A 21675-nucleotide genomic window follows, 5' to 3' on the forward strand; every position below is an offset into this window, starting at 1 on the left:
CCAAACCTACCAATCTCGGACGGGTGTGCGCCGAGTACGCAACCCCTCGGTGTTAAGGTCGCCTAGTTCTGACACGGGGTGCTCCGCATGGGCGGGGCTGAGAACACACCCGGGAACCTGATCAGGTAATGCTGACGAAGGGATGTCATGGCTACTACGCAGCCTGCATACAATTCTGCCGAAAACTCGGTGGCCACAGCGCCGTCGACGGATCGGTTCACAGATCGACTCTGGGCCGAGACGAAGGCCCTCCGCGAGTCGATCGACTCACTGGAGTTCCTCCGCCGCCTCGGCGACGGAACATTGCCTCTCGACGCGTTCCGCACGTACATCGAGCAGGACAAGCTTTATCTCGAGGGGTATTCGAAAGCGTTGTCCCTGGTCGCGGCCCATGCCCCGGATCCGCAGTCCGCGGGCTTCTGGTCGAATTCCGCGTCCACGGCAGCGACAGTGGAATCTGCGCTTCACGACGGACTTCTCACCGGTGGAATTCTTCCAGCGGGATCGGGAAGGCTCGAGCATTCGCAGGCCTGCCTGGGATACGTCTCGTATCTGACGGCGACTGCAGCAACTGCGCCTTACCCGGTCTCCGCAGCGGCAGTACTCCCCTGCTTCTGGATCTACGCCGAGGTCGGCCGCGATCTTGCCGCTTCAGCGCGCGAGGTACTCGACGCCGATCCGTCGCATCCGTACGCACAGTGGGTCACGACCTACGACGCACCCGAATTCCACGAGTCGGTGGCGCAGGCCCGCGTACTGGTCGATGCTGCGGCCGAAGCTGCCACCGAGACAGAGCGTGAGGCGATGAGTGAAGCATTCCGCATCGCCAGCCGCTATGAGCTGATGTTCTGGGATTCCGCACTCCACCAGCAGCCTTGGCCGGCGTCGTGATGTCGTTTGCGGCGCTGCGCCGCACGCTTGCCACGTCTGCCGCGATCGCAGCCGCGTTCACAGTTCTGACCGGATGCGCCTCTGACACCGGCTCTTCCGACGGGACCATTCGGTTCGCACTCGACTGGACACCGAACACGAACCACACCGGTTTGTACGTAGCACTCCAAGAGGGCTACTTCGAGGACGCCGGCCTGGACGTCTCGATCCTGCCGTACAACAACACCTCGCCCGACACCCTGGTCGATGCCGGCAATGCCGAGTTCGGCATCAGCACACAGAGTCAGGCCACGTTCGCCCGTGCAGCCGGCGCCGCCACGACGTCCGTCATCGCGCCACTTCAGCACCGCGCCACCGGCATCGGCGTGAAGGCGGATCGTGCGGACATCACGCGCCCACGTGATCTCGACGGGAAGACGTACGCCGGGTTCGGCGATCCCGGCGAAGTCGAAACGCTGCAGCAGATCATCCGCAACGACGGCGGGACCGGGAACTTCACGACGGTCACGCTCGGAACTTCCGCGTACGAAGCCGTGTACTCGGGCCAGGCAGACTTCACCGTCTCCTACTTTGCTTGGGAAGGCCTCGAAGCGGAGCGAAACGGAACTCCGATGCGGTACTTCCAGTACACCGATTACGGCTTCCCCGATGCATATTCGATCGTGATCAACGGCAACCAGCAGTGGTTGAAGGACCATCCCGACGAGGCACGCAAGTTCGTCAAAGCCGTTCAACGCGGATATCAGACTGCTGCCGACAACCCGGACCAGGCCGCGCAGGATCTCATCGACGCGAACCCCGGAGCATTCACCGACGAAGACCTCGTGCGTGAGAGTCAGCGGATGCTCGCCGCCGACTACATGAAAGACGCCAACGGTGTTGTGGGCGCCCAGAATCTCGAAACCTGGTCGGGCTACTCGGGATTCCTCTTCGAGAACGGATTGCTCGCCGGACCCGACGGGAAGCCGTTGACCCAGAAGCCGGACTGGTCGGAGTACTTCACCAATGAGTATCTCGACGCGTCCTGACGTGAGCGGACGGTTGGTCTCGACCATGCGGCGGGCGCTTCCCGCGCTCGCCGTGGTGGTGCTCCTCGTGGCGGCGTGGCAGATCTACGTCGAGATCAGTGGGATTCGGCCGCAAGTACTTCCGTCTCCGGGGCGCGTTCTGTCCCAGGGGTGGGACAACCGCGAGATCATCTCCGGCCACGCCTGGTCGACATTGCAGGTCACGTTGGTCGGCTTCACTGTTTCATTGGTATTGGCCTGGATTCTTGCTGTGGTCGTGGACTTTTCGCCGTGGTTGTCACGCGCGCTGGTACCACTTTTTGTCGTCTCGCAGACGCTGCCGATCATCGCCATCGCGCCGCTGATGATCATCTGGTTCGGCTTCGGGCTGTTGCCGAAGGTGTTGGTGATCGCCCTTGCGACGTTCTTCCCCATGACCATCGGACTCATCGAGGGATTTGCCGCGGCCGATCGGGAAGCGGGCGCTCTCCTGCGCAGTATGGGCAGCACTCGCTGGCAGGAGTTCCGATACGTTCGCCTTCCTTCGGCAATTCCGCGATTCTTCACTGCCCTGCGCATCGGCATCACGTATGCGGTCGTGGGTGCGGTGTTCTCCGAATACGTCGGCGCTACTTCCGGTTTGGGTATCTACATGAGCACCCAGAAGAACTCCTTCCGCACCGACCTGGTGTTGGCGGCCGTACTGGTGACCGCGTTGATCAGTGTCACGCTGTACTTGCTGACGTTCGCCATCGAGCGCATCGTTGCACCATGGGCGATGAACGAAAGGTCGCGGACATGACTGACCCGATGGTCGAGGATGCAATGGTCGAAATCCAGGACCTGACCAAGAGGTTCGACACGGCCGGAGAATCGCGTCTCGTGCTCGATTCGGTGTCCTTTGGCGCCGACGCGGGCGAATTCGTGTCGGTGATCGGGCCGAGCGGCTGCGGCAAGAGCACGATCTTCAACGTCCTGGCCGGGCTCGAATCCCCGACCGCGGGTTCGGTCCGTGTGGGCACGCGCGCAACGGAATCCGAAGCAGCCGCCGAGGTGCACACCGCGTACATGCCGCAGAAGGATCTTCTGTTCCCTTGGCGCTCGGTACTGGACAACACGGCCCTCGGTTTGGAAGTGCAGGGAGTCGGCAAGAAGGAAGCACGCGAGCGCGCTCGCGAGTTGTTCCCGGCGTTCGGACTGTCCGGATTCGAGGACGCCCGGCCGTCACAGCTGTCCGGCGGCATGCGCCAGCGAGCGGCGATGCTGCGCACCGTTGTTCAGGGCAAACCTGTCCTGCTGCTCGACGAGCCGTTCGGCGCACTGGACTCGTTGACCCGCACCGAGATGCAGGCCTGGCTGCAAGACGTGTGGCAGCAGTACCGGTGGACCGTGCTGATGATCACCCACGATATTCGTGAAGCGATCTATCTGTCCGATCGCGTGGTCGTTCTGTCGGCGAGGCCGGCAACGGTCAGGTGCGTCGTCGACGTTCCCTTGCCGAGGCCACGCGAACTGGACATGATCACCTCGCCCGAGTTCGCCGACGTCGAGCGTGAACTGCTTGCCGTTCTCCACGACGAGACGCGCAAGTCGCTACACCCCTAGCGGTTACTGACAATGCGCTGAGAGCGCGCCGATTTCACCTGCCGTTCAAGAGAAAGTGCATCGCAACGGTGCAACTTCGCGTAGGATGTCGCGGCGCGTTCGCCCAAAACGCCTTAATATCAGCAAGATCCGAACGCTCGACACGCAATCCGTCAACGCTGCACAATTCTCTGTACTCTTCGGTAACGTACACTCGGTCGCCTACGAGACCAACGGCCAGAAGGTAACTGGACGGTAAAGCGGAATCGTGGAGGCACAGTCATCGCAACAGATTTGGAAAGGGACAGCGTGAGCACACTGCAGTCAGGTCAGAGCCTCGGAGTCGGCCAGGAACTCAAGTCCGACAACGGCGCATACACCCTCACCTTGCAGGACGACGGCAACCTGGTTCTGTCCGAGGGCGGACAGGCTGTTTGGGCCGCGGGCACCAACGGATCCGGCGCCAACCGCGCCGAGGTGCAGGCTGACGGAAACTTCGTCATCTACAAGGACTCCGACGCCGTGTGGGCATCGCAGACCGCAGGCAACGACGGTGCCTCCCTCTCGGTTCAGGACGATCGCAACGTCGTTCTGTCCGCCGGCGGAAATGCTCTGTGGTCTTCGGACACTGCAATCGCAGCGCCGGCCGCCGAGGCTGCCCCGGAGCCCGCTCCGGCACCCGAGCCCGAGCCTGCCCCCGCCGCTCCGGCAGCGCAGAGCTACACCGTCGAAAGCGGCGACACCCTGTGGGCGATCGCAGAGCGTTTCTACGGTGACGGCAACCAGTACCAGCGCATCGCGGATGCAAACGGCATCCCGAACCCGGATCTCATCAACGCCGGTCAGGTACTGACGATCCCCGCCTGATTCACTGCTTGAACTGGCCCTGGGTGCCGACGTCCGCGTCGACACCCAGGGCCTTTTGTGTTCTACGCCACACAGATTCGCGTCCCGCCCAGCAGGCCCTGATACTCCATTGCGGCATCTTTTCGCCTACAGTACTTCCGTACTGCTCCCGAAGGACAGGTGTGCATGAAAGACAGAACAGTCATGATCGGCGCTGTCGCAGTGGCCGCTCTTTCTCTGACATCAGGCCTCGTTTTCGGCGGAGCAGCCGGCGCATTCGGTGCCGGCGGCCCTGTGGTGAAGCCTCCCACTCTGGTCTCGTCGGTTTCCGTGGAGTCCGTCGCCGGGATCGAACCGGCCGCGTTCTACAGCTCGGTTGCAGTCCCCACGGTTGTCATCCCGCCGACGCCGACCTGGCGAATCGCCGACGAGACGACCGCTCCTCGCAATCAGCCGCTTGTGGTGACCGCGACAAGCACGAGCTCCGCCACCTCGACTACGACGGCCACCAGTACGACAACACCCGTCTCATCCACCACAACTGCGTCGGCTACCGCGACCTCGTCACCGACCGCGACGGCCACAACCACCAAGACCAGCACCACCCCCGTTGTCACGACCGGGTCCACGCCGCCCGTCGTCGAGGTCTCGCCCGTTCTCGCCGGATAACCCTCGCTCTTTCGCCCGCACACCGCCTGGCGTGACGGCGGTTACAGGCACACTTCAGTCGCCGCTCTCGAATAACCGATCTACCTGCGACTACCTTCCTCGCCGTCACGGTTCGTGGTCCGCTGCAATCCGGTCGACCGGAAAAGGACAGCAGCATTGTCGGAGCCTCGCGATACCGTATAGGTCTGAGCTTTTGCGGAAGGAGGTGGCTGATGAGCGCAATGGGCTTCGATCTCGATGTCAGTGTCGACCGGGCGTGGGCAGAATTTCAACGTCGCCTCGGCGATCACATTTCCATCATGGTCGACGGCGACGTGCTTGCCGTGGAATCGTCCACCGGCGACTTCGATCCAGCTGACGGCGCAGCGCCATGCGTTCAGTTCCTCGTGTGGGACGAGAACACAGTCCGCTGCGAGGTTCCTTCCAACGACTTCCTTCATCCGCGCTATCGACTCGAAGATGCCGACGAACAAAAGTTGATCGCACTCGGCTGGAATCCGCCTTCCGAGAATCTGGAGGATCCGAACAACTCCCCCGCCTTCTGCGTCGACAAGGCGCAGAACTGGGCCGATCAGCTCGCAGCGATGACTGTCGCTGCATTCCGTGATGTGTTCGGTGTGCACCACCCGGCTTTTCTATCCAGCGATCTCACCGGCAACGAGCAGACTCCGGATTTCGATCCGTCGGTCGTCGAGTCGACAGAACTTCCGACCCTCGACCCCACCGCGGCCTACATGCCCAACGACATCGACCATCTCAAGGAGTTGGTCACTCTCGCTTTGCTTCCCATGCTCGGCACTCTTCCCGAGCGAGACAGCGACGGCGACATACCCATTCGTGTCGGTTCGACTGTCATGTTCGTCGGTCCACTTTCCGAGTCCATGGACGTGCAGTTGTTCTCGCCGCTCGTTCAGGACATCAGCAACCGCACCCGTGCAGCCGAGGTCATCGCCGATCTCAACCGCAAGTGGTCGCGCATCAAGTTCGTCTTGATCGACGACCGTCTGTCGGTGTTCCTCGAGGTGGCGGGTTCGCCATTCGTTCCCAAGCAACTCACCGATACGTGCGCCGCCCTGACGTCGTTCCTGCGTACCGTGGACGACGAGTTCGCCGCACGCGTCGGCGGAGACCTCTTCTTCGCGAACAAGAGCGGTGACTCCTCCTCACTGCAGCCCGATCTGACGGCCGAGGACCTGCCTCCCGAACTCGAGACCCTGCTGCACCTCGATCTGGACGTGGCCGAGGATCTCGACGCGGTAGCCGATGTCTGTGGTCGTGATCGCGATCTGATTCTTCAGCTCCTCCACATCAGCAACGAATGGCAGATTCAGCTGCGTAGTCAGGCTGTGGACGCCCACAGTCGCGGAGACGCCGAAGAGGCTGCGGGATACGAGGATCAGATCGGCGGGTGGGAACTCATGGTCGACCGTCTGCGCGGGGCTTTGCGACTGGTGGTCCTGCCCAATTCTCGAACCGAGACGCCGACAAAGCCGCAACCTGAGCAGATGGGCTTGTTTGCCGATCCCTTGCAACAGAGCCTCTTCGACGATCCGTCCTGATAACACGGATCGGCTTTCCCGCTATTCGAAGTGGGATTTGAAGATCTGTCCGTGGACGCCCACGGTTCGATCGACTACCTGCGAGACCGTGAAATCGGCTGCGGCAGAAAGATACGCGTAGGCCGTCGCTCGATCCATACCGCGATCATGCTCGAGGAAGTCGAGTGCGTTGACCACCGCACGTCGCATGGCACCGTTGAGGTCACTGTTCTGCCCATCGACCGAACCGTTGGGGTCGGACAGGCCGATCGGAATCCACGCCTCCTCGGTCTCGGCGAACGGGTATCCGAAAGCCACCGATGGAGCGTCACCGGAATCCTTCTTGCACACGCTGAGTCGGAACGTGCCGCGCAGCGATCCTTCCATCGCCGTCAGCGCCGCCTCACCGTCACCCATGGCCATGTGGGGGTCACCGACGTAGAAGAGGGCGCCTTCAGCGAATACCGGCAAATAGAAGGTTGATCCGACACCGAGATGCCTGATGTCGATGTTTCCGCCGCCCAGGGTCGGAGGAATGGAGTTCGACGACGGGGATGTCGGGTCTGCATCCGCAGAATAGGCAACTCCCATCATTCCCATGAAGGGCCGCAGGGGAAACCGCACCTTCGACTGTCCGAAAGGCATCACGCCCTTGCCGTCTTCGATCGCCGTGAAAGTGGAAACACCGCCGTACTTCAACGGGTCCTTTGTTGCGCGCCCGTCTGTGGCGACCGGCGGCATGACTTCGTCCAGAGTGATTCCCGCTGGAGCGGTTCCGTCTGCTGTGACGGCGAGAGCGCCCTTGCCGTGTCTGCTCGACACAACGCCGTACGGCACGCGGGGAATGGCTTCGAGAGTCTCGATCTTGAGTACGTCTCCAGGCTGAGCGCCTTCGACGAAGACCGGGCCGGTGACGACATGCGGTCCGTCCTTGTCGAAGTTTCGTTCGGTTCGGTTGTATTCGGCCGCAACGGCAATCGCATCCTCGAGCACGTCCTTCTCGGAAACGCCTTTGCTACCGAAGTATTCGAGAGGATTGCGCCCTTGATCCTCGAGAATTCCCTCGTGCGAGAGGGCGTCGATCGTGACGGTCTGGCCCGACTTCATCCGCATCACCTCGCGGGTGTGGATGTTGGGCACATAACCCCACATGACGTCCGACGGATCCGAACTCAGATAGTGATCGCCACTGACGTTTCCGCTGCCCGGTTGCAGAATCGGAATGCCATCGGCGAACGGTAGTGCAGAGGAGGACGATCCAGCCGGTGACGCGTTCGAGTGCGCGCATCCCGAAGCCACACCGGCAACTCCTACGCCCGCACCGAGGGCAGCGACTGCCCTCATGAATCCGCGTCGGCCAAGACCTTTCGTCAGGTCTTCGGCTGCGTTGCGGGCAAGAGTGTATTCCATCGAGATTCCTCCGGAGTGCGTGACGATGTGCGACTGCGAAGAAAGCTAGACCCGATTTGTTACTCGTTCATTACCATTTCATGGCAGGAAAATACCGTTGACTGAGAATGAATTCAGCGACGGCGAAGCCGCCAGAGCGAGGTCGTCTCTCGTGTCCGGGCGGCGTGAAGCGCATCGGTTCGGTCACTGACCTTTGCGTGCGTCGGTTTGACGTCCATGCGATCGACAACAGTGAGTCCACCGGCCGCAATCAGGTCGTGTAGTTCGGATCGCGTTCGGAGACCGAGGTGTTCGGCAATGTCCGAGAGGATCAGCCACGCTTCTCCCCCGTCGTCCAGATGCGCTGCGACACCAGTCAGGAAGCCCTTCAGCATCGCTCCAGCGGGGTCGTAGACGGCGTATTCGATGGGCGAGGTGGCCTTGGCCGGAATCCAGGGAGGATTGCAGACCACCAACGGAGCGGTGCCTTCGGGAAAGAGGTCTGCTTCCACCACGGTCACCTGATCGCCGTAGCCAAGCCGCGAGAGGTTGCTACGAGCGCATTGCAGTGCCCGGGGGTCCTGGTCGGTGGCCGTCACCGTCTGAACTCCACGCCGCGCCAGGACGGCAGCAAGAACGCCGGTGCCGGTGCCGATGTCGAAAGCCGATTCCGTCGACGGCAGTGGCGCAGACGCGACAAGATCGACATACTCCCCGCGGACGGGTGAGAACACTCCGAAGGCGGGATGCACTCGTGCGTCGAGAGCCTCGATGAAAACACCTTTGCGGTGCCACTCGTGAGCGCCGATCGCGCCGAGGATGTCACGCAACGAGCGAACCGAAGGCTCACCGGTAATCCCGAAAGCTTCGGTCAACGCGACTTGCGCGTCCGGGGCTCGCCGGAGTGGAATCGACAGATCTGCATCCAAGGGAATGAGCAGCATGCCGAGGATCTGCGCGCGGCGTCCTTGGGTCTGCCGGTGGAGATGGAAGGCTTTGGCTGGGTCGTCGGACGCTCGGCGCGGCTTGCGGTCGATGCGCGACGCGACGGCCTTCGACAGTTGGCGAGCGTTCTGAAAATCTCCGCGCCACAACAACGCCGTGCCTTCGCATGCCAAGCGATAGGCGTCGTCGGCCTTCATCGTGTCGTCGGCGACAACGATGCGCTTGGGCACCGGGGCGTTGCTCGTCGAACCCCAACGGGCCGATTGCTCGACGTCGTTCTCGGTCCACACTGCGAATTGTTCAGTCATGTAAGCCCTTCCGGCGTCCGACGCATAGCGGCCGGTCTACCGGCTGATGTGGTCCAGATCTGCAAAATCTGCTCGTCTGGTGTCCACACTAGTCGGGACCGGCCGCGCTACATGACTGCGAGAGGGATGTCAGCCCTTGGCTACGCGAGCTGCCTCGGCGATCCGAGCCTCGGCGACCGCGTCAGCAGCCTCGCCGGCGAGGATTCCGTCGTTCTTCGACTTCGCGAAGATCTCGGTGACCGTGTCGAAGATCTTCTCGACCTTGAGCTTGACTTCTTCGGCCGAGTTGCCCTTCAGCTCGCCGGCAACCTGGATGAGGCCGCCGCCGTTGGCGACGTAATCGGGGGTCCAGGTGATGCCGCGGTCGCGGAGAATGTTCTCGACCTCGGGCACGGTGAGCTGGTTGTTGGCAGCGCCGCAGACAACCTCGGCCTTGATCGAGCGTGCGGTCGTGTCGGTGAGGGTTGCGCCCATCGCGCAGGGTGCGTAAACGTCGAGATCGGCGTCGATGATGCTGTCGACGATGCTCACCTGCGGGAAGTCAGCCTTGACGCGGTCGAGCGCTGCGGCGTTGACGTCGGTCGCGAGAACGGTCGCGCCGTCTGCGAGGAGGAGCTTGATCAGCTCGTAGCCGACCTTGCCTGTGCCTTCGACACCAACAGTCTTGCCTGCGAGCGACGGAGTGCCCCAATGCGACTGCGCCGCGGCGCGCATCGACTGGAATACGCCGAGGGCCGTCATCGGAGCGCTGTCGCCGGAACCGCCGACCGTAGCGTTGCGGCCGACGACGAAGTCGGTGTTACGACCGATGATGTCGAGATCGTTGGAGTTGGTTCCGACGTCACCAGCGGTGATGTAGCGGCCGCCGAGGGTCTGGACGAATTTTGCGTAGGCGCCGAGCAATTCGTCGGTCTTGGCCGTTGCGGGGTCGCCGATGATGACGGCCTTGCCGCCGCCGAGATCCACGCCGGCAACCGCGGCCTTGTAGGTCATTCCGCGCGAGAGACGCAAAACGTCTGTGACTGCGGCGGATTCGTCGGAGTACGGGTAGAAGCGCGTTCCGCCGAGCGCGGGGCCGAGCGTCGTGGAGTGGATGGCGACGATGGCCTTGAGGCCGCTCGCGGGATCCTGGAAGAAGCTCACCTGCTCGTGGGGGTAATCGCGCAGGTAGTCGGCGCGATCGAACACGCCCGCAGTGTCGTCATGGGAAACAACGGAGTTCACGGGCTCGGCGGTGAGAGTCATTGTGGGATAGACCTTTCCGAAGGATAGACGGGGCGCAGTCGAAATATTGGGGCGAAGTGTTCATTGGGTACTATTGGGACAAATAACCCAAAGAGAATCCCGCTGAGCAATTCGTGGAACCAATGCTCTGCCTGAGTTACGATTTGGTCAATGCAAATCTCTTGAACTAGTCAATTCGATCATCCAGTGACTCAAATCACTGAGGAGAGGTTCACAAAGTGCTCAGCATCGACAAGCTCGACGTCCAGTTGCTCGGACTGCTCAGCAAGGACTCGAGGATGAGTGTGGCCGAGTTGGCCAACTCGTTGGGCGTCGCCCGCAACACCGTCCAGTCGCGAATGAAGCGCATGGAATCCAACGGACTTCTCACCGGGTTTCGGCCGAATCTCAATCTCCCCGAGGTCGGTATCCCGATTCAGGCATTTGTCGGTCTGGAACTCGAGCAGGGCAAGATCAGCGCAGTCGCGCGGAGTCTGACCGAGTTGCCCGAGGTGATCGAAATTCACGCGACGACCGGTCGCGAGGATTTGCTCGTTCGCGTCGCCACCTCGACGCACGCGGCCCTGCAGAAGTTGGCCGAGCAGATCGTGTCACTTCCAGGCGTCACGCATTCGACCACGACCATCGCTCTGACCAATCCCCTTCCGTATCGAATTCAGCCTCTCCTCGAGCACCTCACCAATGACGCCGGCTGGGGTCGTTCGACCGCCTTCCCCCGTCAGCAGGACTAGGACGGGTGGTCGCGTCGATGCTTCCCAGTGCGCTAGTTTCATGGTTATGAGTGAGATCCAGGGACAGCGCATCGCGTTCATTCAGGCGACGTGGCATCGCAACATCGTCGACCGTGCACGCGACGGATTCACCGACGCGATCGTCGAGCTCGGCTACCCCAAGGACACGGTTGATTTCTTCGAGGTACCGGGAGCTTTCGAGATCCCGCTGCATGCTCGGCGGTTGGCCAAGACCGGCCGCTACCAGGCCATCGTTGCCGCAGGTCTGGTCGTCGACGGCGGTATCTACCGGCATGACTTCGTGGCGACGGCTGTCATCGACGGTCTGATGCGCGTGCAGCTCGACACCGACGTTCCAGTTTTCTCGGTGGTCTTGACGCCGCATCACTTCCACGAGCATGCCGAGCACGTCGAGTACTTCAGCACGCATTTCGTGAAGAAGGGCGCCGAGGCTGCTCGCGCGGTCGACGCCACCGTCAAGTCGTTGAAGGCCCTGCCCACCAACTAGTCGTTACCCAAGTCTCGCTGAGTCGAATGCCATCGGCTCAGCGAGATTTTTTGTGTCTATCGAGGGGTGTCGACGCTTGCCAGTGCGGAGGCATTCGAGCCCTCGACTTCGCCGTAGCGGTCGACGCATTGCTGGAAGAAGTCCCGCATCTCGGTGACCACCTGAATGTGGCTGGTCAACGACTCCTCCAACGAATCTTCACCGCCGACGGCCTTCTTGGAGAACTTCGCGGCGAGGTCCTGCCCAGACTTGAGTGTTCCCATCCCCTTCACGTCTCCGATTCGCTCACACATGAGCACCATCGCTCGCAGCTCGTCGAGCAACGAATTACAAGCACATACAATCGGTTTCGCAACATCGGGCTCGACAATCACAAGCCCCCTCGCCGTGCTCACCGCGGGAGGTTCCCGTCGAGGTGTTCTGCGACGTCTGCAACCAATTCACACGCCGACTCTTGGTGCGTGACCCCGGCCTTTGCTTCGACATTTACCCACACCGAACCCTGCGTTGCCGCAAAAGCCACGTAGCACCCATCGGCTGCTGCATCGCTTCCTCGCTGGAACCGGATACCCGCGCGATCGCCAATAGTCATTTCAACAAACTCCGCATATTCCGGGTTTCGGGTCACTTCAATCTGGGTGTATCGGTTGGAGAGAACTGACACGAAGAACCACGTTCCCGTCCATGAGCAAATTCTCCATCCAGGCTGCTCAACTCCCGCGATATCAACTTCCTCGGTAGCCGGATCAAGCCCCACTTCTTCCAACACCGAGTCCGGAATGTCCTTGCACGGATCGAACAATCCCTCTTGGCCGGATGCAGGCTCAGCCGCCCCCTCCACGACTGAGCTGCATCCTGCCGCAGCCCACACCAACACCCCAGCCATGAGCAGTCGCCCAACCCCCACCGACCCCCGCATGACACCCCCTGTTGATGTGGACCCACTGTATTGGATGCACCGGAGGCTCGATCGGTTCCCGCACTCTTGAAATTCCCAGTTCAGGTTCGCCGGTTCACTCAGAGCGCATCTTCAGCGATTGACGCTCAGCTCAGCAGTCGCATACTGGAGAGGTTGACTACGACTTCGGGAAGGCACCGAGTGAGCGCACCGAAAGCCCCGGCCAAACCAGCGATCCTCAGCGTCGACGACGATCCTGGTGTTTCGCGTGCCGTCGTTCGAGACCTCCGCAAACGGTACGGAGAGAAGTACCGAATCATTCGTGCGGAGTCCGGCGACCAGGCTCTCGAGACCTTGCGTGAAATGAAACTTCGCAGCGATGCAGTCGCTGTCATCGTCGCCGATTACCGCATGCCTGGTTTGAGTGGAATCGAGTTCCTCGAACAGGCAATGGACCTGTATCCCGTAGCTCGGCGCGTTCTACTGACCGCCTACGCCGATACTGATGCTGCGATCGACGCCATCAACGTAGTCGACCTCGACCACTACCTCCTCAAGCCTTGGGATCCGCCGGAGGAGAAGCTGTACCCCGTCATCGATGCGCTGCTCGATGCCTGGGCAAGCTCGAGTCATCACCCCGCCGAGGAAACAAAGGTGATCGGCCATCGTTGGTCCGAGCGATCATCCGACGTCCGAGAATTCTTGGCACGCAACCAACTTGCCTATCGCTGGTACATGTCGGACGAGCCGGAAGGCCAACGACTGCTCTCGGCCGCCGGTACCGACGAACTGCGGCTTCCCGTCGTCATCGCATCCAATGGGGATGTCCTCGTCGAGCCCACTGACGCCGAACTTGCCGACAAACTCGGGTTGAGTACTACTCTCTCCGAAGACTTTTACGATCTCGTTGTCATCGGCGGCGGCCCTGCGGGTCTGGGAGCTGCCCTGTACGGCGCTTCGGAGGGACTTCGGACGGTCCTCATCGAACGGCGAGCGACCGGCGGTCAGGCCGGCCAGAGTTCACGAATCGAGAACTACCTCGGCTTCCCCGACGGAGTTTCCGGCGCACAGTTGGCCGATCGGGCGAGACGCCAGGCAACCAAGTTCGGCGCCGAGGTCATCACCGCTCGCGACGTCACCGGTTTGGAAATCAACGGCTCTGCCCGCACAGTACGTTTCGACGACGGTTCGTCGGTCGACGCCCATTCGGTCATCTTGGCGACCGGTGTTTCCTATCGCCAACTGTCGGCGCCGGGGCTCGATACCTACACCGGCCGAGGGGTTTACTACGGATCGGCCGTCACCGAAGCTGCACGGTGCAGCGAGCAGGATGTGTACATAGTCGGCGGCGCCAATTCAGCCGGCCAAGCTGCGGTCTATCTCTCCCGCGGAGCTAGGTCCGTCACCATTCTCATTCGCGGCAACTCGCTCGAAGCCTCGATGTCCTACTATCTGATTCAGCAGATCGAAAAGAATCCGAAGATCACCGTGCGCACGTGCACGGAGGTAGTCGGCGCTGAGGGTGACGATCACCTCGAACGAATCACGCTGCGTAACAGAGCCACCGGAGAAGAAGACGCTGTCGATGCTCAGTGGTTGTTCATCTTCATCGGAGCCGCTCCCCTCACCGACTGGCTCGGCGACGTGGTGGTCCGCGATGGGAATGGCTTCGTTCTTGCCGGCCCGGACCTTCCGTCCGAAGGTGTCACCCCGGACGGGTGGCCGCTTGATCGCGCACCACATCATCTCGAAACCAGTGTCCCCGGAGTATTTGTCGCCGGGGACGTACACGCCGAATCGGCCAAGCGCGTCGCGTCGGCCGTCGGAGAGGGCGCGATGGCCGTGATGTTCGTCCACCGCTATCTCGCTCAACAATAGGGAGATTCGATGTCCATTCCTGAATGCAGCCCAGACTTGCTCCGCACCCTGTTCCTGTTCGAGAAGCTCACCGACGATCAGCTCGAATCACTCTGCCAGGCAGGCCATATCACCGAGATCGATCGAGGTCAGGTCTACCTCGAAGGTGAGCCTGCCACCTGCTTCTACGTCCTCATCGAGGGCGAGGTGGTGCTGTCCAAGCTGTCGGGCGGCGAAGACATCGAGATCAACAGGACCACCCAGCGCGGCGTCTACTCGGGAGGATGGACGGCGTATCTCGGCGATCGGGTACCGCAGGTGTACGCCGGTTCGATGCGGGTGACGACGCCCTCGACGTTTTTCGTCCTGGACGCCGACAAATTCGGCAATGCGATGCGCGAGTGGTTTCCGATGGCGGTTCATCTACTCGAAGGTGTTTTCTTCGGCAAGAAGAACACCCAGCAGATCATCGACCAACGAGAACGGCTATTGGCGCTTGGATCACTGTCGGCGGGATTGACTCACGAGCTCAACAACCCTGCAGCTGCGGCGGTTCGAGCGACGGCGTCGTTGCGTGAGCGTGTTGCAGGTATGCGTCACAAACTGGGAATGGTTGCATCGGGCACCTACGACCGCGATGCCCTCGTCACTCTCATGCGACTTCAAGAGGAAGTTGCAGAGGTTGTCGCCAAGGCGCCGACGCTCACTCCCCTCGAAGCCTCGGATCGAGAGGATTCGTTGGGTGAATGGTTCGAGGATCATTCGATTCGAGAAGGTTGGGATCTGGCTCCGACCTTCGTGCAAGCTGGTCTCGACACCGCTTGGCTCGAGAATGTTGCTGCAGCCGTTGACGAGTCCGTACTCGAAGGCGCAATTCGCTGGCTGAATTACACCATCGAATCCGAACTCCTGATGAACGAGATCGCCGACTCCACAACGAGGATTTCGACTCTCGTCGGTGCAGCCAAACAGTATTCTCAGATGGACCGCGCACCCTTCCAGACCATCGATGTCCACGAATTGCTTGACAGCACGTTGATCATGTTGGGGCAAAAGATCGGAAGCGGAATGGAAGTCGTCAAGGAGTACGACCTTGCGTTGCCTCCGATCGACGCCTACGCCGCCGAACTCAATCAGGTGTGGACCAACCTCATCGACAATGCGGTGTCTGCCATGGACGGATCGGGAACACTCACCGTTCGGACAAGCCGCGATGGCGACCGCGTGTGCATCGAGATCTGCGACACCGGCGCCGGGATTCCCGATGACGTCATCGACAGGATCTTCGAACCCTTCTTCACGACTAAGCCTGTCGGTGAGGGAACCGGTCTCGGCCTTGATATTTCGTGGCGAATTGTGGTCGGCAAGCATCGTGGTGAGCTGCGGGTCACGTCTGAGCCCGGTAACACCCGGTTCAGAGTTTTGTTGCCAATCGCGGGCCCACCGCGGGATACGCGCGACGACTAGTCGCCCTTGCACGGCCGGTAGGCAAAGCGCACGATGAAATGACCGACTTCAGTCAGCGAGAGGGTGGACCATGACCGACGGACTTCCAGCGGGGATCGATCCGAGCGTGCCGCCCAGTGGCGCGGGATGCGTTGAATGCGATGCGAGCGGCGGCTGGTGGGTGCACCTGCGTCGATGCGCGCAGTGCGGGCACGTCGGTTGTTGCGACTCGTCACCGTCACAGCACGCGAGCAAGCATGCGGCCTCGACAAAGCATCCGTTCATGCAGAGCTACGAACCCGGTGAGGATTGGTTCTGGAGCTTCGAAACCAACGAGGCGTACGACGGACCTGAATTGGCGGCGCCCACTTCACATCCCGTAGATCAGCCGACGCCGGGACCTAAGGGTCGTGTCCCAGCCGATTGGCAGCAACACATCCACTGACTCAGTTCGGTTGGTCGATCGACCTCAAAGTCGAGGCGTTCGACGACTCCTGATCCAATGCGTTGTCGATGCAGGCTTGAAACTGAGCCTGCATTGCCTCCACGACCGCGATATGACTCGCCAACACATCGACGAGCGCATCCGGGCCGCCAACCGCCTTTTCCTCGAACTTAGCCTGTAGCGCCTGTGCGGATCCTAGGGTTCCAAACCCTGTCAATTGACCGAGTAGTGCGGCGGAGTTCAATGCTGCCTCGAACTGCGCGCGGAGTTCAGCGCAAGCCGCGATCAGCTCGCCGGCGACTTTGGCATCGAGATACAAATTCGACATGTAACTCCTGTGTTCGAGGGTGAAGCTGCAATCAGGACCGCTGTCACGGGAGCAATGGAATCACTGTCTCGGAAATTCGTTCCACCAGCGTGCACGGCGTCTCGGGGCGCGCCACACCGACCTTGGCGCCGACGCGGATCAACGCAGTGGATTGAGAGGTCGCGAAGGCGACGTTGCAAGCAGAATCTGTTTTGTCATTGCGTTCCTGGTATTTCAGAACGTCGCGCCCGGCGATTTGGGCTCGATGAAGGTCGCGCATGACTGGATTCTGTTCGACCTCTACGAGCGAATGATCGGTCGATGTCAGAGACAAGAAGTACCACTCACCGTTCCACGAGCAAATGTTGAAACCATCGATATGCGTGTCAACGATGTCAACCTCTTTTGTTGCCGGGTCAACTCCGACTTTCTCCAATTCCTCATTGCTGAGAACCTCACACGGATCAAACATCCCAATCACATCGACAGGGAATGCCTCGCCCTCGACCGTCGAGGAACAACCCCCAACCAACAGCGCGGCCGCGACCAAGACCACTCCACCCCTCACTCCCACAGCACTCCCCCTCATTCGCTGCCCGGACACTCCAGCGACACTTCGCTGCCTCAATTTGGCAGGTCGACCGACCTCAAAGTCGAAACATTCGACGACTCCTGATCCAATGCGTTGTCGATGCAGGCTTGAAACTGAGCCTGCATTGCCTCCACGACCGCGATATGACTCGCCAACACATCGACCAGCGCGTCGTGGCCACCGACGGCCTTCTCCTCGAACTTCGTCTGAAGCGCTCGACCTGATGCGAGCGTCCCTAAACCACCAACCCAACTCAGTTTCGCAGCAGCAACAGACAAATGCTCCAACGTCATTTGGTATTCGCCGCATGCCGTAACTAGCAATCGCGCCGTGTCCGGATCCAGCGAGAACGAAACCTCGGTCCCGGAGTCCTCATTTGAACCCATGCGTAGCACCACCTTCATCAAGCGAGCGATTCATCTGGGGAGCTCCGGGAAGAGTTTGTCGGTAATCGTCGAGGCGAGGTCACACGGGTCGATCGGCGTCTCACCGAAATCTGGGGCGATCCGAACGATCAGCACCCCCTGATTGGTCGGCCAAGCTACTGAGCAAATCTGTCCGGTCGCATCGTCACGCTGCCCGAATTTGATAGCAGGGCCGCCATGAACACTCGCAGCCCTTACATCGGCATTGTTGGTGTTCGCTTCGACTTCGTCGAGAGTGTGGTCAGTTGACCAGACGCTCAGCGAGATTCCCGTCCCATCCCATGAGCAGATTTCAAATCGTCGAATCTGAACTCCAAGAATCCCGCCTTCCTCAGTCGCCGGATCAACGCCGACATACCGCAAGGCGCTGTCGCTAATGCCGCTACAAGGGTCAAATAGCCCAACAGCCTCGTCGGCTCGTACTGCATGCCCCTCGACCGTCGAGGAACAACCCCCAACCAACAGCGTGGCCGCGACCAAGACCACTGCACCCCTCACTCCCACAGCACTCCCCCTGATTCGCGACCCGCTCACAGTATTGGACGCTCCCCAGCACAGGTCGGTTCCACGACATTGCATTCCGTTGCAACCCTTCACCCACGCCGATAATCGGCCTAGCGTCGATCTACCAGGGGATTCACAACGAAGTGAGGTGCGGATCAATGAAGGCAGCACGGTTCCACGGGCAGAAAGACATCCGGATCGAAGAGATCCCTGAGCCCGAATTGCGGCCAGGAACAGTCAAGCTGAAGGTCGCATGGTGCGGAATCTGCGGCACCGATCTCCACGAGTACCTCGAGGGACCGATCTTCATCTCCGCACCCGGACACCCGCATCCACTCTCACACGAGAATGCGCCGGTCACGATGGGCCACGAGTTCTCCGGCACCGTCGAAGAGGTCGGCGAAGGTGTCACGGACGTCGAGGTCGGCGAAAATGTTGTCGTCGAGCCGTACTTCGTCTGCAACGAGTGCGCCCCGTGCAAGGCGGGCAACTACCACCTGTGTACGAAGATGGGGTTCATCGGCTTGGCCGGCGGAGGTGGCGGGCTCAGCGAGAAGGTAGTCGTCGACCGTCGCTGGATCCACAAGATCGGCAACATCCCGCTCGACGAGGCAGCCCTCATCGAACCGTTGAGCGTCGCCCATCACGCAGTCGTACGCAGTGGTGCCGAAAGCGGCAACGTCGCCATCGTGGGCGGAGCCGGACCAATCGGACTCCTCGTTGCGGCAGTCCTCAAGGGTCTGGGTGTCACGACGATCGTCACCGAACTCAGCGAAGCCCGCAAAGCCAAGGCCCTCTCCAGTGGAGTCGCCGACTACGTCATCGATCCCACCACCGAAGACGTCAAAGCGCGCGTCCTCGAACTCAGCGGAGGCATCGGCGCAGACATCGGTTTCGAGTGCGCAGGTGTCAACGCAGTACTCGACACCATGCTCGACACGGTCAGGCCTGCTGGAGTTGTTGTCAACGTGTCGATTTGGGGCAAGCCCGCGACCATCGACATGCAGAAGCTGGTCCTCAAGGAGATCGATCTACGCGGAACCATCGCGTACGTCCGTGACCATGAAGCGGTCATCAAGATGGTCCAGGACGGTGTCGTCGATCTGGCGCCATTCATCACCGGTCGTATTCAGCTCGAAGAGTTGATCTCCGAAGGATTCACCACTCTGATCGAGCACAACGACACTGCGGTCAAGATTCTCGTCAGGTCGTGACCGGACGGGGCACCTCGGGACCCACCGCGGTCAGCGACCCTGGTGCCCGCCCCTTGCCCCATCCGATCTTCTCTCGGTAGCGGCCGATGTGATCGTCCTCGATCACATCGGCCGTTTCCAACGGTGTGGATTGCGGATGCACATACAACGCATCCGTCGGGCAATATGCCTCGCACATGAAGCAGGTCTGGCAATCCGATTGGCGCGCAATCACCGGGACGCCCGAGGGCGTCCGGTCGAAAACATCTGTAGGACAAACGTCTACGCACTTGTCGCAACCGATGCAGTCAGGCGCGGACACCAGCTCGATCATGACGCCACCAATGCAGACCCGACAGGTTCCGACGTTCGGGTCCACACCGAATCCAAACCTCCGGTGAGAACGTGATGATGCTGCGTTCCATCGAGTTCGGGATAATCGTCACGCTTGCTCATTCCCCGAGTCTCGGTCCGCGCCAACGTCGAGTGGTACATCCAGCGACCGACGGCCGTGATCGCGGCAGCCTGCCGCGCCGCCATCCGACCTGCTGGATCCGCGCCCAGATCCGCACTCACTGCACCCCACAGCGATTCGAGCTCACCGAGCGCTGCGGATACTCGATCACCGCTGCGGAGGTAGTTCTTGTCGAAGGGAATCAGCTGCGCCTGAGCAGCTTTCACCACATCGTCGGCAGTAAACCCGGTACGTACAGGATTACGCAATCCGACGGTTCCGGCTCCGCGAAGAACACTGGCAGACCCGCGTCCGGCCGACAGCGCATAGCGCGCAGCACCGGTTCCCGCCCACGAACCAGAAGACATCGCCCAAGCTGCGTTGTGACTTCCCCCGCCGGTAAACCCTCCGCAGATTCGCTCTCGGGTTGCAGCGTCCCCGGCGGCAAACAGTCCTGGAACGGATGACGCGCAATCGTCATCGACGACGTTGATTCCCCCAGTGCCGCGCACCGTGCCTTCAGCGAGCATGCCGACCTCGAATTTGTCGGTGAAGGGATCGATTCCGCGGCGATCGAATTGCAGGAAGAAGTTGGGTTGCCCCAGCCTCATTCGACGCTGTACATCAGCGTCGGCCCGATCGATCTGCGCGAAGACCGGCTCGTTCCGCAACGTGCTGGCGATGACGGACCTCCCCTTCGCCGAACCGGCCCCTTCGAGCACGCTTCCGTCTGCGTGAAAGAACGTCGCGTACGCGTAGTAAGCCGTCTTGGTGATCGTCGATCCGGCCGCTGCGATTCCGTACGCGTTGGAGAACTCCATCCCAGAGAACTCCGCTCCGACTTCGGCTGCCATCAATGCACCGTCACCGGTATCGACGTTGGTACCCAACGCACCGGACAGAAACGCACAACCTCCGCTGGCGACAACTACCGCGCCTGCCGAGACTCGGTAATCCTGTTGCTCGTGGCGTTGGTAGCCCGCCGCTCCGCGAACTCGCCCGGCGTCGTCCACCAACAACTCCAGTGCCGGCGAATGGTCGAGGATCCGCACCCCGGCTCGACGAATCCAGGTGCGCATCCGTCGCATGTACTCAGGTCCCTGCAAGCCGGTACGGATCTGCTTGCCCGTGCTGGGGTCGATGGGGAACGGATATCTGCCCTCCACCGCGAGGAGATCCATGTTGGAGTAGGTCTGCTCGAGAACGCGGTCCATCCAATGGTGGTCTGCAAGATATCCGCCGAGCGCCTCACGACCGGCCTTCGCCCGCTCACGGGCAGTCGTATCCGGTTCGACGTACCAAACACCTGTTCCGGAGGGGGCCGTTGCGCCGCTCGTTCCGCAGTAGCCCTTGTCGACCAGGACGACGTCTGCACCGGCCTTGGCCGCGCGCAACGCTGCCCATGCGCCGGCGGGGCCACCACCGTTCACCAATACATCGGTGGAGAGTTCGAGGACGTCCGTCACTGGCCAGCTCCTGTCAGAGGTCTACGCAACACTTCTGTTGCCGCAATATTCCTCGAACGAACTACGCAGCGCCACAGTCAGAATCACTGTGAACTCAACCGGTCGCTACGACGCTTCCCGCTCCTCGTCGGTGCACAACGCGGAGTACTTGGCGAAGGCTTCCTGCAAGGTCAGCGATTTGCGTCGCTCGGCGATGTCGCGGGGCTTTCCCTGTGCAACGCATCGACGAGCATGCTCGATCACAGCTTCACGAATGACGCTGGAAATGTCCGCGCCCGTGAGCTCTTGGAGGGTCTCTAGGGCCCTCAGTTCCTCTACGTCGAATCTCACCGTTACCGATCGTCTAGCCACGCTCAGGATGTTACTTGCGGGTACACCAAATTTGGTGAGTTACATATGCGTCGAGTCGAATATCTTTGGGCGCCAA

The 21675-nt window shown here is 61.1% G+C and carries 25 protein-coding genes and 1 riboswitch; of the genes, 13 read left to right on the plus strand and 12 right to left on the minus strand.

The features are described from left to right. The first annotated feature begins 64 nt into the window (after positions 1–64). Positions 65–160: riboswitch (TPP riboswitch) on the plus strand. The 7 genes from GN300_RS00395 (at position 148) to GN300_RS00425 (ending at position 6556) form a co-directional block, all read left to right on the plus strand. Next, positions 148–891, plus strand: a complete 744-nt coding sequence (locus GN300_RS00395; protein ID WP_007726090.1) for a TenA family protein — start codon at positions 148–150, stop codon at positions 889–891. Its footprint overlaps the riboswitch before it by 13 nt. Continuing rightward, a complete protein-coding gene (locus tag GN300_RS00400; RefSeq protein WP_030536827.1) occupies positions 891–1919 on the plus strand; it encodes an ABC transporter substrate-binding protein in 1029 nt (342 codons plus the stop codon). The genes GN300_RS00395 and GN300_RS00400 overlap by 1 nt, the downstream gene beginning before the upstream one ends. Then, positions 1897–2700 (plus strand): ABC transporter permease, encoded by an 804-nt coding sequence (locus GN300_RS00405; protein WP_003941393.1) that lies wholly within the window; start codon positions 1897–1899, stop codon positions 2698–2700. Before GN300_RS00400 ends, GN300_RS00405 begins: the two co-directional genes overlap by 23 nt. Before the next feature lie 8 nt (positions 2701–2708). Next, complete coding sequence (locus tag GN300_RS00410) at positions 2709–3503, plus strand: ABC transporter ATP-binding protein (RefSeq protein ID WP_039972652.1); 795 nt, start codon at positions 2709–2711, stop codon at positions 3501–3503. Between the two features lie 288 nt (positions 3504–3791). Next, on the plus strand, positions 3792–4349 hold the full coding sequence (locus GN300_RS00415; RefSeq protein ID WP_003941373.1) for a LysM peptidoglycan-binding domain-containing protein: 558 nt from the start codon (positions 3792–3794) through the stop codon (positions 4347–4349). Between the two features lie 165 nt (positions 4350–4514). After that, positions 4515–4997 (plus strand): hypothetical protein, encoded by a 483-nt coding sequence (locus GN300_RS00420; RefSeq protein ID WP_003941346.1) that lies wholly within the window; start codon positions 4515–4517, stop codon positions 4995–4997. 212 nt (positions 4998–5209) lie between these two features. Continuing rightward, complete coding sequence (locus GN300_RS00425; RefSeq protein ID WP_063316896.1) at positions 5210–6556, plus strand: hypothetical protein; 1347 nt, start codon at positions 5210–5212, stop codon at positions 6554–6556. Between the two features lie 21 nt (positions 6557–6577). On the opposite strand, the gene GN300_RS00430 is transcribed toward GN300_RS00425, so the two are convergent. The 3 genes from GN300_RS00430 to GN300_RS00440 form a co-directional block, all read right to left on the minus strand. Further along, positions 6578–7945, minus strand: a complete 1368-nt coding sequence (locus GN300_RS00430) for an acetamidase/formamidase family protein (RefSeq protein ID WP_063316897.1) — start codon at positions 7943–7945, stop codon at positions 6578–6580. A 113-nt stretch (positions 7946–8058) separates the two neighbouring features. Then, entirely contained in the window at positions 8059–9177 is a 1119-nt protein-coding gene (locus GN300_RS00435; RefSeq protein ID WP_063316898.1) for a class I SAM-dependent methyltransferase, read from the minus strand. 129 nt (positions 9178–9306) lie between these two features. After that, positions 9307–10422 (minus strand): Glu/Leu/Phe/Val dehydrogenase, encoded by a 1116-nt coding sequence (locus GN300_RS00440; RefSeq protein WP_007726076.1) that lies wholly within the window; start codon positions 10420–10422, stop codon positions 9307–9309. Between the two features lie 218 nt (positions 10423–10640). Here GN300_RS00440 and GN300_RS00445 point away from each other — a divergent pair, with 218 nt between their 5' ends. Together GN300_RS00445 and GN300_RS00450 are read left to right on the plus strand one after the other, a co-directional pair. Next, entirely contained in the window at positions 10641–11153 is a 513-nt protein-coding gene (locus GN300_RS00445) for an Lrp/AsnC family transcriptional regulator (protein WP_003941343.1), read from the plus strand. A 46-nt stretch (positions 11154–11199) separates the two neighbouring features. Beyond that, positions 11200–11661 (plus strand): 6,7-dimethyl-8-ribityllumazine synthase, encoded by a 462-nt coding sequence (locus tag GN300_RS00450; RefSeq protein ID WP_063316899.1) that lies wholly within the window; start codon positions 11200–11202, stop codon positions 11659–11661. 56 nt (positions 11662–11717) lie between these two features. Here the strand turns inward: GN300_RS00450 and GN300_RS00455 are convergent, their stop codons facing one another. Beyond that, positions 11718–11924 (minus strand): hypothetical protein, encoded by a 207-nt coding sequence (locus GN300_RS00455; protein WP_233405551.1) that lies wholly within the window; start codon positions 11922–11924, stop codon positions 11718–11720. A 128-nt stretch (positions 11925–12052) separates the two neighbouring features. Further along, on the minus strand, positions 12053–12580 hold the full coding sequence (locus tag GN300_RS00460) for a DUF3558 domain-containing protein (RefSeq protein WP_308190172.1): 528 nt from the start codon (positions 12578–12580) through the stop codon (positions 12053–12055). A 180-nt stretch (positions 12581–12760) separates the two neighbouring features. On the opposite strand from GN300_RS00460, the gene GN300_RS00465 reads away from it, so the two are divergent. The 3 genes from GN300_RS00465 to GN300_RS00475 all read left to right on the plus strand — a co-directional run bounded on the left by GN300_RS00465 (position 12761) and on the right by GN300_RS00475 (position 16307). Then, entirely contained in the window at positions 12761–14437 is a 1677-nt protein-coding gene (locus GN300_RS00465; protein ID WP_063316900.1) for an FAD-dependent oxidoreductase, read from the plus strand. A 9-nt stretch (positions 14438–14446) separates the two neighbouring features. Beyond that, on the plus strand, positions 14447–15883 hold the full coding sequence (locus tag GN300_RS00470) for an ATP-binding protein (RefSeq protein WP_063316901.1): 1437 nt from the start codon (positions 14447–14449) through the stop codon (positions 15881–15883). A 70-nt stretch (positions 15884–15953) separates the two neighbouring features. Next, a complete protein-coding gene (locus GN300_RS00475; RefSeq protein WP_003941317.1) occupies positions 15954–16307 on the plus strand; it encodes a UBP-type zinc finger domain-containing protein in 354 nt (117 codons plus the stop codon). 1 nt (position 16308) lies between these two features. Here GN300_RS00475 and GN300_RS00480 read toward each other — a convergent pair whose 3' ends face one another. The 4 genes from GN300_RS00480 to GN300_RS00495 all read right to left on the minus strand — a co-directional run bounded on the left by GN300_RS00480 (position 16309) and on the right by GN300_RS00495 (position 18117). Further along, complete coding sequence (locus GN300_RS00480; RefSeq protein WP_063316902.1) at positions 16309–16635, minus strand: hypothetical protein; 327 nt, start codon at positions 16633–16635, stop codon at positions 16309–16311. Between the two features lie 43 nt (positions 16636–16678). Beyond that, on the minus strand, positions 16679–17170 hold the full coding sequence (locus tag GN300_RS00485; protein WP_233405552.1) for a DUF3558 domain-containing protein: 492 nt from the start codon (positions 17168–17170) through the stop codon (positions 16679–16681). Positions 17171–17238: 68 nt separating this feature from the next. Beyond that, positions 17239–17610 carry a hypothetical protein gene (locus GN300_RS00490; RefSeq protein WP_233405630.1) on the minus strand — a complete coding sequence of 124 codons (372 nt, stop codon included), beginning with the start codon at positions 17608–17610 and terminating at the stop codon, positions 17239–17241. A 12-nt stretch (positions 17611–17622) separates the two neighbouring features. Then, the gene (locus tag GN300_RS00495) at positions 17623–18117 is read right to left on the minus strand and encodes a DUF3558 domain-containing protein (RefSeq protein WP_197487751.1); all 495 of its coding nucleotides are present in this window, start codon (positions 18115–18117) and stop codon (positions 17623–17625) included. Between the two features lie 176 nt (positions 18118–18293). Between GN300_RS00495 and GN300_RS00500 the strand changes: the two genes are divergently transcribed. Next, positions 18294–19349 (plus strand): 2,3-butanediol dehydrogenase, encoded by a 1056-nt coding sequence (locus GN300_RS00500; protein ID WP_003941279.1) that lies wholly within the window; start codon positions 18294–18296, stop codon positions 19347–19349. Here GN300_RS00500 and GN300_RS00505 read toward each other — a convergent pair. The 3 genes from GN300_RS00505 to GN300_RS00515 form a co-directional block, all read right to left on the minus strand. Beyond that, a complete protein-coding gene (locus tag GN300_RS00505) occupies positions 19339–19662 on the minus strand; it encodes a ferredoxin family protein (RefSeq protein ID WP_007726052.1) in 324 nt (107 codons plus the stop codon). The two genes, GN300_RS00500 and GN300_RS00505, sit on opposite strands and share 11 nt — an antisense overlap. Next, the gene (locus GN300_RS00510; protein WP_063316905.1) at positions 19659–21248 is read right to left on the minus strand and encodes an FAD-dependent oxidoreductase; all 1590 of its coding nucleotides are present in this window, start codon (positions 21246–21248) and stop codon (positions 19659–19661) included. The genes GN300_RS00505 and GN300_RS00510 overlap by 4 nt, the downstream gene beginning before the upstream one ends. A gap of 105 nt (positions 21249–21353) precedes the next feature. After that, positions 21354–21599, minus strand: a complete 246-nt coding sequence (locus tag GN300_RS00515) for a hypothetical protein (protein ID WP_020908376.1) — start codon at positions 21597–21599, stop codon at positions 21354–21356. Between the last annotated feature and the right edge of the window lie 76 nt (positions 21600–21675).

The organism is Rhodococcus sp. Ni2 (assembly GCF_021352185.1).
Lineage (GTDB): Bacteria > Actinomycetota > Actinomycetes > Mycobacteriales > Mycobacteriaceae > Rhodococcus_F > Rhodococcus_F qingshengii.

Bases quoted from the DNA above. Each gene is read 5' to 3' on its own strand.
- GN300_RS00490 (WP_233405630.1), bottom strand. From the start codon at position 17,610: ATGAAGGTGGTGCTACGCATGGGTTCAAATGAGGACTCCGGGACCGAG.
- GN300_RS00435 (WP_063316898.1), bottom strand. From the start codon at position 9,177: ATGACTGAACAATTCGCAGTGTGGACCGAGAACGACGTCGAGCAATCG.
- GN300_RS00505 (WP_007726052.1), bottom strand. From the start codon at position 19,662: ATGATCGAGCTGGTGTCCGCGCCTGACTGCATCGGTTGCGACAAGTGC.
- GN300_RS00460 (WP_308190172.1), bottom strand. From the start codon at position 12,580: ATGCGGGGGTCGGTGGGGGTTGGGCGACTGCTCATGGCTGGGGTGTTG.
- GN300_RS00450 (WP_063316899.1), top strand. From the start codon at position 11,200: ATGAGTGAGATCCAGGGACAGCGCATCGCGTTCATTCAGGCGACGTGG.
- GN300_RS00425 (WP_063316896.1), top strand. From the start codon at position 5,210: ATGAGCGCAATGGGCTTCGATCTCGATGTCAGTGTCGACCGGGCGTGG.
- GN300_RS00395 (WP_007726090.1), top strand. From the start codon at position 148: ATGGCTACTACGCAGCCTGCATACAATTCTGCCGAAAACTCGGTGGCC.
- GN300_RS00440 (WP_007726076.1), bottom strand. From the start codon at position 10,422: ATGACTCTCACCGCCGAGCCCGTGAACTCCGTTGTTTCCCATGACGAC.
- GN300_RS00420 (WP_003941346.1), top strand. From the start codon at position 4,515: ATGAAAGACAGAACAGTCATGATCGGCGCTGTCGCAGTGGCCGCTCTT.
- GN300_RS00475 (WP_003941317.1), top strand. From the start codon at position 15,954: ATGACCGACGGACTTCCAGCGGGGATCGATCCGAGCGTGCCGCCCAGT.
- GN300_RS00400 (WP_030536827.1), top strand. From the start codon at position 891: ATGTCGTTTGCGGCGCTGCGCCGCACGCTTGCCACGTCTGCCGCGATC.
- GN300_RS00470 (WP_063316901.1), top strand. From the start codon at position 14,447: ATGTCCATTCCTGAATGCAGCCCAGACTTGCTCCGCACCCTGTTCCTG.
- GN300_RS00500 (WP_003941279.1), top strand. From the start codon at position 18,294: ATGAAGGCAGCACGGTTCCACGGGCAGAAAGACATCCGGATCGAAGAG.
- GN300_RS00405 (WP_003941393.1), top strand. From the start codon at position 1,897: ATGAGTATCTCGACGCGTCCTGACGTGAGCGGACGGTTGGTCTCGACC.
- GN300_RS00455 (WP_233405551.1), bottom strand. From the start codon at position 11,924: ATGGGAACACTCAAGTCTGGGCAGGACCTCGCCGCGAAGTTCTCCAAG.
- GN300_RS00430 (WP_063316897.1), bottom strand. From the start codon at position 7,945: ATGGAATACACTCTTGCCCGCAACGCAGCCGAAGACCTGACGAAAGGT.
- GN300_RS00480 (WP_063316902.1), bottom strand. From the start codon at position 16,635: ATGTCGAATTTGTATCTCGATGCCAAAGTCGCCGGCGAGCTGATCGCG.
- GN300_RS00410 (WP_039972652.1), top strand. From the start codon at position 2,709: ATGGTCGAGGATGCAATGGTCGAAATCCAGGACCTGACCAAGAGGTTC.